This window comes from Nocardia farcinica (assembly GCF_029867845.1).
Classification (GTDB): domain Bacteria; phylum Actinomycetota; class Actinomycetes; order Mycobacteriales; family Mycobacteriaceae; genus Nocardia; species Nocardia farcinica_A.
In genome coordinates this window covers 1-11,088 of the sequence record NZ_JARWRU010001108.1, presented here as the reverse complement: position 1 = coordinate 11,088, position 11,088 = coordinate 1, and the positions used below count along the sequence as shown (strand labels likewise).

Sequence of the window (11,088 nt, the reverse complement as noted above, 5' to 3'; positions counted from 1 at the left end):
AGACGGGGGCGGCCCGGGTCCACCGGGTCGGCCGCGCCGAGGGCGCCGCGGCCGCACCGACCACGACCGCCTCGCGGCCGGTGCGCGCGGGCGTCGCCGAGACCGTGGCAGGACGGGCGGGCGTCGTGACCGAGACGACGGGAGGCGCGGCGTGAGCAAGGTCGGCATGGCGATCGAGGAACTGCACCGCGTCGAGAGCGCGCTGGCCGCGCACCTGCTCCGCGCGTCCGACCGGCACAAGGCCGACCACGAGATCTTCCACCTCGGCCGCGATCTGGCCCGCTGGTCGCAGGAGCACGTGCGCGAACTGGCCCGCATCGGCCGCGACTACGACCTCGATCTCGACCCCGAGCCCGCCCACGACCCGAACCTGCTCGCCGCGATCCGGCAGAAGGGCAGCGAGCTTCTCGGCCGCCGCCACGATCCGGCCCTGCTGCTCCTGGCCGACCTGCGCGACATCCACCGGATGGCCGCGGGTGCGTCCCTGGACTGGGAGATCCTGGCGCAGACCGCGCAGGCGCGTCAGGATCGTGAACTGCTCGCCCTCACCCGGCGCTGCCATCCACAGACCCTGCGCCAGATGCGCTGGGCCAACGCCCATCTGAAGGCCAGCGCGGCCCAGATCATGGCCACGCCGTGAGCGTGACCGTGATCTGGACCTGTCGATCGGTTGCGGGTGAGCCGGAATCGCGGGTGAGTCAGTTCAGTGCGGCCAGCAGGTCGCGACAGGCCCGGGCGCAGCGGTGACAGGCCTCCGCGCAGAGGCGGCAGTGTTCGTGATGCGCGGCGTGCCGGTCGCACTCGGCGGCGCAGGTCTCGCAGGCGACCGCGCAGGCTTCCAGCAGGGCGCGGGTGATACCGGCGTCGGCGCCGCGGCGGGTGAGCACCGCCGCGGTGGTGGCGCAGATGTCGGCGCAGTCGAGATCGGTGCGGATGCACTCGCGCAGGTCGGCGACCGATTCCTCGCTCAGGCAGGCGTCGGCGCACAGGGTGCAGACCTGCGCGCATTTGCGGCAGGCCTGTAGGCAGGCGATCAGCTCCGACTGGGCGGGCCGGGTGTCGGTGGCGGGGTGGGTGTCCATCATCGCGGCGATAATGCTCATACCGTCGCGCTACCCGCGCAGGACGGACCCACACCGGTCATGGGCGCTTTTCGTGACCCGTGCACGGTCGCGGCCCGAGGGGCGGGGGCGGAATGCGTCGGTGGGGCGCGGTAGGCAGGAGCTGTGAACAGATCCGCCGCCGAGGAACGCGTCCGGTCCGGCCACGGCCCCCGCCTGCTGGACGTCCGCCGCCTGTGGGCCGAGCCGCAGGCCCTGGACAGCCCGCGTGGACAGCAGGTGCGGGCGCGCTTCCCCGACGCCGAGATCATCCCGGTCGATTCGCACTGGAAGATCGACGAGCTGCACGGCAACGCGGGCAATGTCGACCGCTGGATCCGGGTCAGGACCGAGGACCTGGTGCTGGGGGTGAAGAAATCGCTGACCGCCCGGCCCAACGGCCGCTCCGCGGACTGGATCGCCCCCTCGACCTCCAACGGCTGCGCGATGGCCTGCGCCTACTGCTACGTGCCGCGCCGCAAGGGCTACGCCAACCCGATCACGGTCTTCACCAACATCGACCGGATCATCGGCTATCTCGGCAGGCACGTCAGCAAACAGGGGCCCAAGACCGTGCCGAACCAGTGCGACCCCGAGGCCTGGGTCTACGACCTCGGCGAGAACAGCGACTGCTCGGTGGACGCGCTGGTCAGCGACAATGTCGCCGACCTGGTCACCGCCTTCGCCCGCTGGCCGACGGCCAAGGCCTCGTTCGCCACCAAACACGTCAACCGCGACCTGCTCGACCTCGACCCGCGCGGACGCACGCGTATCCGTTTCTCCCTCGTGCCCGAGGCCGACGCGCGCCTGCTCGACCTGCGCACCAGCCCGATCGCCGAGCGCATCGCCGCCATCGACGACTTCGTGGCGGCGGGCTACGAGGTGCACGTCAACTTCTCGCCCGTGGTGGTGCGTCCGGGCTGGGAGGAGGACTGGGACGAACTGCTCGGGCAGCTCGCCGACGGCACCGGTGCGGCCTTCAAGGCGCAGGCCGCCGCGGAGATCATCATGCTCACCCACAACGCCGCACTGCACGAGATCAACCTCGGCTGGCACCCCAAGGCGGAGGACCTGCTGTGGCAGCCGCCGATCCAGCAGGCCAAGCGGTCGCAGTCGGGCATGTGGAATGTGCGCTACCGCAACGACATCAAGGCCGCGGGCGTGTCGGCCCTCACCGACCTCATCGCCCACCGTGCCCCCAGGCTGACCGTCCGCTACGCCTTCTGAGGCTGTCGCCATCCCTCGTGACGTGCGACGGTCGGCGACGGATCTGCTACCTTGAACGCCGTTCAAGTCGGTAGGGCGGAAGGTTGTCGATGGACAGCGTCGAGAACTCGCGGCGGATCGGGTTCACCGCCAGGGACATGGCGCAGGTCGCCGTCTTCGCGGCACTGATCGCCGCGCTCGGGTTGCCCGGCGCGATCACCGTCGGCTTCAGCGGTGTCCCGATCACCTTGCAGACGCTGGGCGTGCTGCTGGCGGGCGCGGTGCTCGGCGCGCGCAAGGGGACGGCGGCGGTGCTGGTCTTCATCGCGCTGACCCTCATCGGATTGCCGCTGTTGTCGGGCGGGCGCACCGGCCTCACCGCACTGGCCGGGCCGAGCGCGGGCTACCTGATCGGCTGGATTCCGGCGGCGCTGGTGATCGGCTGGCTCACCGAACGCATCCTGCCGAAATACCCGGTGCTGCCCGCGCTGCTGATCAACGCCTTCGGCGGGCTCGTGGTGGTCTACGCCTTCGGCACCGCGGGCCTGCTGCTGCGCACCGACCTCGGCGTGGTGGAGGCGATCACCTCCAACGGCGCGTTCATCCCCGGCGACCTGGCGAAGGTCGTGGTCGCCACGGTGGTGGCCAAGGGCGTGCACCGGGCCTATCCCGGTCTGACCGGTGCCTGACCCGCTGCGGGGCCGGGCCGACGACCGGCCGGCCCTCGACCTCGGCGGACGGACGTTCACCTACCGGGAACTCGACCGGGCGGCCGAGGAGTGGAATCGCGCGCACGCCGGGCAGGCCGGCTACGACGCCTCGCCGCTGTCGACGTTCGACGCGCTGATCTGTGTCTGCGCCGCCGCCCGCCGAGGCGTGCCGGTCCGGGTGGAGAACCCGGCGGTGCGGCCGGTCCGCGAGCACGTGCCCGCCGGGGCGTTCCTGCTGGTGGCGACCTCCGGTTCCACCGGGAGGCCGAGGCCGCTGGCCCGCACCGCCGCCTCCTGGTACGACAGCTTCCCGGCCTTCACCGAGATCACCGGCGTGCGCGAGACCGACCGGGTACTGCTCACCGGCCCGTTGCACGCCACCATGCACCTGTTCGGCGCCCTGCACGCGCTGTGGCTGGGTGCCTGCGTCACCGACGACGCCGCGACCGCGACCGTGGCGCACGCGGTCCCCGCCGTGCTGCGTGACCTGGCCGCGAACGCGCCCCGGCTGCGCACCGCCGTGGTCGCGGGCATCGCCCTGGACGAGGGCGCGGCGGCCGCCGCCGAGGGGCTGGAGGTCGTCGAGTACTACGGCTCCGCGGAGGTCTCGCTCGTGGCCGCCCGCCGGGTGCCCGAGCCGCTGCGGGTGCTCGACGGGGTTCGGGTCGAGATCCGTGACGGCCTGCTGTACGTCCGTTCGCCCTACACCGTGCTCGGCGCGCCGGAATGGTTTCCGGTGGGCGACCTGGCCGAACTGCGCGCAGACGGTGCGCTGGTCGTGCGCGGGCGCGGCGACGGCGTGGTCAATGTCGGGGGCACCACGGTGGTGGCCGAGGACGTGGAGCGGGTGCTCGGCGGTGTGCACGGGGTGACCGCGGTGGCCGTCATCGGCGCCCCACACGAGGTGTTCGGCGAGATCGTCACCGCGGTGCTCGAACTCGACGACCCGGCCCGCGTGCCCGCGGTGCGCTCGCACGCCCGTGCCCTGCTGAGCAAGGAGGCCGTGCCGCGCCGCTGGATCACCGTGCCCGCGCTGCCGAGGACGGCCTCCGGCAAGGTCGCCCGGGAAGAACTGAAGAATATGGTGCTATGAGCCGCACCCCCGTCCTGATCGCCGCGCGCCGCACGTCCATCGGCAATGCCGGGCACGGCTTCGCCGACCTCACCGTCACGGACCTGGCCGCCCCCGTGCTGCGCTCGGTGCACGACGCGGTCCGCTCCGCGGGTGTCGACGCCGAGGTCGACGACGTGGTGCTCGGCAACTGCCTCGGACCGGGCGGCGACCCGGCCCGGGTGGCTGCCCTGCGCGCCGGGCTCGGTGCGGACGTGCCGGGAGTGACGGTCGACCGGCAGTGCGGTTCCGGCCTCGACGCGGTGATGCAGGCGGTGAGCCGGGTGCGCGCGGGCGACGACCTGCTGCTCGCGGGCGGAGTGGAATCGGCGAGCACCGCGCCGTGGCGGTTCTGGCCGCCGGTCGGCGACGCCGAGCCCGTCCGCTACACCCGCGCCCCGTTCGCTCCGCCGGAGTTCCCCGATCCCGACATGGGCGCCGCCGCCGACGCCCTGGCCGCGAAGTTCGGCATCGGCCGCGAACGCCAGGACGCCTACGCCGCGCGCTCCCACACCCGTGCCGCGGCCACCGATTTCTCCGCCGAGATCGTCCCCGTCGCCGGCGTCGAGCGCGACCAGCGCATCCGCGCCGGGATGACGGTCCAGCGGCTGGCCAGGCTGCGCCCCAGCTTCACCCCCGACGGCACCGCGACCGCGGGCAACTCCTGCGGCATCTCCGACGGCGCGGCCGCCCTGGCCGTCACCACGCGGGACCGCGCGGCCGGACTGCCCGCGCTTCGGGTGCTCGGCTGCGCCGTCGCGGGCTGCGATCCGGCCCTGCCCGGCCTCGGGCCTGCCCCCGCCATCGCGAAGTTGTTGCGCCGCACGGGATTGTCGATCACCGATATCGGGATCGTGGAGATCACCGAGGCCTTCGCGGCGGTGGTGCTTGCGGTGGCCGACGAACTCGGTAGCGACGAGGAGCGGATCTGCCCGCAGGGCGGCGCCATCGCGATGGGGCATCCGTGGGGCGCCTCGGGCGCGATCCTGCTGGTGCGCCTGGCGAGTCAGATGCTGGCCGAGGACGGCCCCGAACTCGGGATCGCCGCCTGCGCCATCGGTGGCGGGCAGGGAATCGCGATGCTGGTGGAGAAGGTGGCGTGAGCGAGATCGTCTTCGACGCGGTGAGTCACCGCTACGGCGAGCGGCAGGTGCTGCGCTCGATCGACCTGCGGCTGACCGAGCGGCGCATCGGCGTCATCGGGGCCAACGGGTCGGGCAAGTCCACGCTCGCGCGCATGATCAACGGACTGCTGAAACCCACCTCCGGCACGGTCACCGTGGACGGGGTCGACGCCGCCCGCAAGGGCGCCCAGGTGCGGCGCAAGGTCGGCTTCGTGTTCACCGACCCCGACACGCAGATCGTCATGCCGACCGTCGCCGAGGATCTCGCCTTCTCGCTGCGGCGCAGCGGGCTGGACAAAGCGCAGATCGCCGCGCGGGTCCAGGAGATGCTCGAGCGTTTCGGGCTACAGGAGCACGGCGACCATCCGGCCCACCTGCTCTCGGGTGGGCAGAAGCAGCTGCTGGCGCTGGGCGCGGTGCTCATCCGCAGGCCGTCGGTGATCGTCGCCGACGAGCCGACCACGCTGCTGGACCTGCGCAACGCCCGCACCGTCACCCGCGCCCTCGACGCGGTCGACCAGCAGGTCGTCGTGGTGACCCACCAGCTGGCGCTGCTCGACACCTTCGACCGTGTCGTCGTCATCGACGAGGGTCGGGTCGCCTTCGACGGCACACCCGCCGACGCCGTGCCCGCCTACCGGCAGCTGGTCGGATGATCGGGCTCTACCAGCCGGGGAACTCGCCGCTGCACCGGTTGCCCGCCGGGGTGAAGCTGGTGCTGTTGTTCGCCGCCATCGCGGTCGTGACGGTCATCGTGCGCCGACCCGTGGCCGTGGCCGTCGCGGTGGCCGTGGTCGCCGCCCTGTTCGCCGTCGCCGGGATCGGCTGGCGGGTGGCGCTGGCCCAGCTGCGGCCGGTGGTGTGGATGCTGGCGATCATCGCCGTCTTCCAGGTGCTGCTCACCTCACCCGCCAGGGCGGTTGTGGTGTGCGGGGTGCTGCTGATCTCGGTCGCGCTGGCCGCCCTGGTCACCCTCACCACCCGGGTCACCGACATGCTCGACGCCGTCACCCGCGGTCTCGGACCGCTGCGTCGCTTCGGCGTCGACCCCGACCGGATCGGCCTGCTGCTCGCGCTGGCCATCCGCTGCGTGCCGCTGCTGACCTCGATCGTGCACGAGGTCGCCGAGGCCAGGCGGGCGCGCGGGCTGGAGTGGTCGATGACCGCCCTGGTCACGCCCGCGCTGGTGCGGGCGCTGCGCACGGCCGACGCCATGGGGGAGGCGCTGGCGGCTCGCGGGGCGGACGATGACTGAGCACGGGGTGGTGACCGAGCGGGCCGGTGCGGGGGCGGGCGCGCTCCTGACCGACCGCATCGCCCACCGGGTCGCCCGTACCCCCGAGGCGCTCGCCGTCATCGGCGCGGGGGAGCGCATCGACTACCGCGACTTCTGGTCCCGCACCGGGCGCACCGCCGCGGGACTGGACGGCATGCGGCGGATCGCCGTGCTGCCGACCTCCGATGTCGAGTCCCTGGTCGTGGTCACCGCCGCCATGCGGGCTGGGGTCAGCGTGGTGCTGCTGCACCGGCACCTCACCGCCGCACAACTGCGCCGCGTGCTCGACCTGGCGCGCCCGTCCGTCGTGGTGGCCGCCGCCCGGCAGCACCAGCGGCTGCGCAGGCTCGGCTGCGACACCGCCGTCACCGCCGCCGACCTCGAGGCCGACGGCCCGCACCGCACCGCAGGGCCGGGCGACGAGCTGCTCGTCGGCGTCACCTCCGGCAGCACCGGCGAACCCAAACTGTTCGTGCGCGACCAACGATCCTGGGCGGCCACCCTGGACCGCTCCGATCGCACCTTCGGCATCGCCGAGGGCGATCGCGTCGCCGTCCCCGGCGTCCTCGACCACACCCACTTCCTCTACGGCGCGCTGCACACCCTGACCAGGGGCGCCACCGCCGATCTGCGCGGCGTCGAGCACTCGCTGAACGAGCACACCACCCACCTGTACTGCGTCCCCGCCATCGCCTGGGATGTGGTGCGCGCGGGCACGGGCCCGTGGCCGCGCGTGCGCGAGGTGCTGTCCTCGGCCGCGCGCTGGCCGCGCTCCGGCCGCGAGGCGCTGCGCCGGGTACTGCCGCGGGCCTCCCTCATGCATTTCTACGGCGCCTCCGAACTCAGTTTCGTCTCCTACGACCGTGACCTCGGCGTCGACGACGACCGCAGCGCGGGTGAGCTGTTCGACGGCGTCGAGGTCGAGATCCGCGACGGGCTGGTCCACGTGCGCAGCGACATGCTGTTCTCCGGCTATCTCACCGAGGACGGCGTCACCGGTGGCCCGGTCGGCGGCTGGACCACCGTCGGCGACCGCGGCAGGCTCGACGGCCGTCGCCTGATCCTGCTCGGCCGGGCGAGTGACACGCTCATCCGCGGCGGCCTCAATGTCGAACCGGCCGCCGTAGCCTCCGCGTTGACCTATCTGCCCTGAATCACAGACGCCGCCTGCATCGGCCTGCCCGACGCGCGCATGGGGCAGGTTCCGGTGGCGGCCGTGGTCGGCGATTCCGCGCCGAGCCTCGCCGAGATCAGAGCCCACCTGCGCCGGGTGCTGCCCGCCCCCAGCATTCCGGTGCGCATCCTGCACCTGGCATGCCTGCCGCGCACGGCACGCGGCAAGCTGGACCAGCGGGCGCTCGCCGCCCTGTTCGCCACACCGGAGGACATGCTGTGACGGCCGGTGCTGTCACCCCACGCGCCTTCAGCTGCCGCGGTTGACTCCGAGTTCTTCCACGATGGGATTCACCGGGCGCACCGGCCGTTCGCGGTCGGTGACATTGGGGTGCGTCCGCTCGCGATGCAACGCCGCGCGTTCGGCGGGCGACCGGCCGTCGTCCAGCGAGACAGACTGCTTGACCTCGGCGAGATTGGCGTACTCGGCCGGGGGCATCGCCTTCAGGGCCCGTATGGTGTCGCGATCGGTCCCGTTGTCGATCGCGTACTGGACCAGGACCTCCTTGTCCGCCGGGAAATGGAGACCGGAGAGCGCTTGACGCAGCCGGTCGGCATCGGTCGTCGCCATCGTGTTCCTTCCCGGGCCGCCGTGACGGCCCTTGTCCGCCTCTGCCTGCGCTCCGGCGGTACCCCGTCCCCCACCCCGGAAACAGCCGGGCAGGCTAGCGCGTCGCCGCCCTGAGCGCGCGGAACTCCTCGGCCAGCGCGTCGAGGGTGTAGTGGGCGTTGAGGCCGCTCGGATTGGGCAGCACCCACACGGCGGTGTCGCCGATGCGGTCCTGCTGCGGCCCGATCGTGGTCTTCGGCCTGCCGAACGCGGTGCGGTAGGCGCCGATGCCGAGCACGGCCAGCACGCGCGGCCGGTGGCGCCGCACGCGTTCGACCAGGGCGCGGCCGCCCTCGCGCAGTTCTTCCCTGGTGAGCTGGTCGGCCTTGGCCGTGGTGCGCGCGGCGACGTTCGTGATGCCCAGTCCCAGCGCCAGCAGTTCCCGCTGTTCGTCGGGGCGGAATCGGCGTGGGGTGAAGCCGGAGCGGAACAGGGCGGGCCAGAACCGATTTCCCGGCCGGGCGAAGTGGTGGCCGGTCGCCCCTGACCACAGGCCGGGGTTGATGCCGCAGAACAGCACGCGCAGGTCGGGGGCGAGCAGGTCGGGGATGGTGGCGCCCGCCGCGGCGGCCAGGTCGGCCGGGGTGGGGCGGTACGCAGCGGTGCTTGCCATCCGCCCAGTCTGCCCGAGCCCCGCCGCCTGCCCTCCGGCGCGAGTCGGTCTCAGCCCTGTCCGCGGACGGGCAGCTCGGCGGCCACGAGCAGGGCCAGCTTCTCGGCATCGCGGGAGCCCGCGTCCGGGTGGTGGACCACGAGCATCAGATCGGCGCCGTCGACCCCGAAACGCTCCCGGTTGAGCGTCATCTCGCCGACCCGAGGGTGGTCGAACCGCAGCGCTCCGCCGCGCTGGCCGCGCACCTCGTGGCGGGCCCACAGCGAGCCGAACAGCGGACTCGCGACGGTCAGTTCGGCGACGAGCTCGACGAAACGGGGATGATCGGTGTCGCTGCCCGCGGCCTGCCGCAGATTGGCGACCAGGCATTCGGCCGCGCTCTCCCAGTCGGGCAGCAACGCCTGCTCGGCCGGATCGAGGAACAGCGCTCGCAGCTGGTTGCCGCCGGGGACGAGCCGGGGCGAGAGCGCCCGGGCGGGCACATTCGAGGCGACGATGTCGAAGAACCTGGTCTCGACGAACGCGGGCTGAGGCAGGGCGTCCAGCAGCTTCAGCACGCCGGGCGGCGGCGTCGGCTCGGCGGGCACGCGCCGGCGCGGCGGGTCGGCGACCAGGGAACGCAGGTGGGCGATGTGGTCGTCGTCGAGTCGAAGCACCCGGGCGAGGGCGTCCAGCACCTGGACGGAGGGATTGCGGTCACGGCCGCGTTCCAGGCGCAGGTAGTAGTCGGCGCTGATCCCGGCGAGCATGGCCACCTCCTCCCGCCGCAGGCCGGGCACCCGGCGCACGCCTGCCTCGGGGATGCCCGCCTGCCGCGGCGTGACCAGTTCGCGCCGGGCTCGCAGGAAGGCGCCGAGCGGGTTCGTCTCGGCCGCGCGGGCGGCGCAGGGGAGAGGGGGTCCTGGCACACCCCTGGCTCGAGAGGGCTCTGTCCGGCACGTCGCGCTGGTCATAGCGTCGTCAACGACCCGTTCGGGCCACATATTTCAGAAGACGATCTCGCTGAGACGCAACGCGAGCAGACAAGGGAGCAGCAGATGGCTGTCGTACTCATCACCGGCGCGAACAAGGGCATCGGGTTCGAGACCGCGCGGCAACTCCGGGAACAGGGCCACATCGTCTATCTCGGCGCCCGCGACCGCGAGCGCGGCGAGCAGGCCGCCGCCGCGATCGACGCCCGCTTCGTCCCGCTCGATGTCACCGACGACGCCTCCGTCACCGCCGCGCTCGCGACCGTCGGCGCGGCCGAGGGCAGGCTCGACGTGCTGATCAACAACGCGGGCATCCTCGACACGGACACCGTCGACGGGCCGACCGCGCTGCGGGTCTTCGACACCAACGCCGTCGGCGTCGTCCGCGTCACCGAGGCGGCGCTGCCGTTGTTGCGCGCGGCGGCGAACCCGGTGGTCGTGACCGTCTCCAGCAGCGCGGGCTCGTTCTGGGCGGTCACCAACCCCGACCGGCCGGAATACCATCTGAACGCCACCCTCTACGCCGCCTCCAAGGCCGCGGCCACCATGCTCACCCTCCAGTACGCCAAGGCCAACCCGGACATCAGGTTCAACGCGGTCGAGCCCGGCTACACCGCCACCGACATGACCGCCGCCATCCCCGGCGGCCGCTCACCACGAGAGAGCGCCGCCGTCGTGGTCCGGCTCGCGACCATCGGCCCGGACGGCCCTACGGGCACCCTGCGCGACGAGAACGGCGTCCTGGCCTGGTGAGTTCGCCTGTCCGCGCGGGCCGTTCGCGGGTCAGGCGAAGCCGGTCTGGTCGGGGTGGGTGACCGGGGCGGTGAGCATGCCCGCGCATGCGTCGGTGAGGAAGTGGCCGAGGGCGGTCCACTGGGGTTGTTCGGTGCCGGCATGGACCTTGGCCTCGTATTCGGCGCAGACGTCGATGATCATGCGGCCGAGCAGGGCGGTGCGGCCGGCGAGGACGTTCGGGGGAAGGTCGCCGAGCTTGCCGAGCAAGCTGTCGACGAGTTCGGCGGCGACCGGGTCACTGGTGATGATGTCGCTGGTGAGGGTGGCGGTGGAGGGGGTGGTGCGCAGCTGGCGGATGAGGCGGGCCCACCAGGTGGGGGCGGGCAGCGTGGCCAGGAGGTCGGTGACGGGGACCACCAGGCAGCGCAGGAGATCGGAGACCTCCGGGTCGGCGGGCAG

14 protein-coding genes and 1 pseudogene are annotated in these 11,088 nt (G+C 72.8%); 10 read left to right on the top strand and 5 right to left on the bottom strand.

The features are described from left to right. The first annotated feature begins 151 nt into the window (after window positions 1–151). Window positions 152–640: a hypothetical protein gene (locus QH283_RS24510; RefSeq protein WP_280505294.1), complete on the top strand. Its 489-nt coding sequence runs from the start codon at window positions 152–154 to the stop codon at window positions 638–640. A 58-nt stretch (window positions 641–698) separates the two neighbouring features. Here QH283_RS24510 and QH283_RS24505 read toward each other — a convergent pair whose 3' ends face one another. Continuing rightward, window positions 699–1,103, bottom strand: a complete 405-nt coding sequence (locus QH283_RS24505) for a four-helix bundle copper-binding protein (protein WP_280505293.1) — start codon at window positions 1,101–1,103, stop codon at window positions 699–701. Window positions 1,104–1,226: 123 nt separating this feature from the next. Here QH283_RS24505 and QH283_RS24500 point away from each other — a divergent pair, with 123 nt between their 5' ends. The 8 genes from QH283_RS24500 (at window position 1,227) to QH283_RS30370 (ending at window position 7,923) form a co-directional block, all read left to right on the top strand. Beyond that, on the top strand, window positions 1,227–2,327 hold the full coding sequence (locus QH283_RS24500) for a spore photoproduct lyase family protein (protein WP_280505292.1): 1,101 nt from the start codon (window positions 1,227–1,229) through the stop codon (window positions 2,325–2,327). A gap of 89 nt (window positions 2,328–2,416) precedes the next feature. Next, entirely contained in the window at window positions 2,417–2,995 is a 579-nt protein-coding gene (locus tag QH283_RS24495; RefSeq protein ID WP_280505291.1) for a biotin transporter BioY, read from the top strand. Beyond that, a complete protein-coding gene (locus QH283_RS24490; RefSeq protein ID WP_280505290.1) occupies window positions 2,988–4,109 on the top strand; it encodes an AMP-binding enzyme in 1,122 nt (373 codons plus the stop codon). Before QH283_RS24495 ends, QH283_RS24490 begins: the two co-directional genes overlap by 8 nt. Beyond that, the gene (locus QH283_RS24485) at window positions 4,106–5,230 is read left to right on the top strand and encodes a thiolase family protein (RefSeq protein WP_280505289.1); all 1,125 of its coding nucleotides are present in this window, start codon (window positions 4,106–4,108) and stop codon (window positions 5,228–5,230) included. Before QH283_RS24490 ends, QH283_RS24485 begins: the two co-directional genes overlap by 4 nt. Next, window positions 5,227–5,907, top strand: coding sequence for an energy-coupling factor ABC transporter ATP-binding protein (locus tag QH283_RS24480; RefSeq protein ID WP_280505288.1), 681 nt, complete (start codon window positions 5,227–5,229; stop codon window positions 5,905–5,907). The genes QH283_RS24485 and QH283_RS24480 overlap by 4 nt, the downstream gene beginning before the upstream one ends. Then, complete coding sequence (locus tag QH283_RS24475; RefSeq protein WP_280505287.1) at window positions 5,904–6,506, top strand: energy-coupling factor transporter transmembrane component T family protein; 603 nt, start codon at window positions 5,904–5,906, stop codon at window positions 6,504–6,506. Before QH283_RS24480 ends, QH283_RS24475 begins: the two co-directional genes overlap by 4 nt. Continuing rightward, window positions 6,499–7,680, top strand: a complete 1,182-nt coding sequence (locus tag QH283_RS24470) for an AMP-binding protein (protein WP_280505286.1) — start codon at window positions 6,499–6,501, stop codon at window positions 7,678–7,680. Before QH283_RS24475 ends, QH283_RS24470 begins: the two co-directional genes overlap by 8 nt. Further along, entirely contained in the window at window positions 7,681–7,923 is a 243-nt protein-coding gene (locus tag QH283_RS30370; protein ID WP_432420773.1) for an AMP-binding enzyme, read from the top strand. 27 nt (window positions 7,924–7,950) lie between these two features. Here the strand turns inward: QH283_RS30370 and QH283_RS24460 are convergent, their stop codons facing one another. From QH283_RS24460 to QH283_RS24450, 3 genes are all read right to left on the bottom strand, one after another. Continuing rightward, window positions 7,951–8,271 (bottom strand): DUF2795 domain-containing protein, encoded by a 321-nt coding sequence (locus tag QH283_RS24460; protein ID WP_280505285.1) that lies wholly within the window; start codon window positions 8,269–8,271, stop codon window positions 7,951–7,953. 94 nt (window positions 8,272–8,365) lie between these two features. Next, the gene (mug, locus tag QH283_RS24455; protein WP_280505284.1) at window positions 8,366–8,923 is read right to left on the bottom strand and encodes a G/U mismatch-specific DNA glycosylase; all 558 of its coding nucleotides are present in this window, start codon (window positions 8,921–8,923) and stop codon (window positions 8,366–8,368) included. Between the two features lie 50 nt (window positions 8,924–8,973). Continuing rightward, window positions 8,974–9,831 carry a helix-turn-helix transcriptional regulator gene (locus tag QH283_RS24450; protein ID WP_280505283.1) on the bottom strand — a complete coding sequence of 286 codons (858 nt, stop codon included), beginning with the start codon at window positions 9,829–9,831 and terminating at the stop codon, window positions 8,974–8,976. 129 nt (window positions 9,832–9,960) lie between these two features. Between QH283_RS24450 and QH283_RS24445 the strand changes: the two genes are divergently transcribed. After that, entirely contained in the window at window positions 9,961–10,647 is a 687-nt protein-coding gene (locus QH283_RS24445; protein WP_280505282.1) for an SDR family NAD(P)-dependent oxidoreductase, read from the top strand. Between the two features lie 30 nt (window positions 10,648–10,677). On the opposite strand, the pseudogene QH283_RS24440 reads toward QH283_RS24445, so the two are convergent. Further along, window positions 10,678–11,088: pseudogene (locus QH283_RS24440) on the bottom strand (TetR/AcrR family transcriptional regulator); the annotation flags it as partial.

Excerpts from the sequence above, each read along its gene's own strand:
- QH283_RS24505 (WP_280505293.1), bottom strand. The coding sequence starts at position 1,103 with ATGAGCATTATCGCCGCGATGATGGACACCCACCCCGCCACCGACACC.
- QH283_RS24495 (WP_280505291.1), top strand. The coding sequence starts at position 2,417 with ATGGACAGCGTCGAGAACTCGCGGCGGATCGGGTTCACCGCCAGGGAC.
- QH283_RS24485 (WP_280505289.1), top strand. The coding sequence starts at position 4,106 with ATGAGCCGCACCCCCGTCCTGATCGCCGCGCGCCGCACGTCCATCGGC.
- QH283_RS24475 (WP_280505287.1), top strand. The coding sequence starts at position 5,904 with ATGATCGGGCTCTACCAGCCGGGGAACTCGCCGCTGCACCGGTTGCCC.
- QH283_RS24470 (WP_280505286.1), top strand. The coding sequence starts at position 6,499 with ATGACTGAGCACGGGGTGGTGACCGAGCGGGCCGGTGCGGGGGCGGGC.
- QH283_RS24460 (WP_280505285.1), bottom strand. The coding sequence starts at position 8,271 with ATGGCGACGACCGATGCCGACCGGCTGCGTCAAGCGCTCTCCGGTCTC.
- mug (WP_280505284.1), bottom strand. The coding sequence starts at position 8,923 with ATGGCAAGCACCGCTGCGTACCGCCCCACCCCGGCCGACCTGGCCGCC.
- QH283_RS24445 (WP_280505282.1), top strand. The coding sequence starts at position 9,961 with ATGGCTGTCGTACTCATCACCGGCGCGAACAAGGGCATCGGGTTCGAG.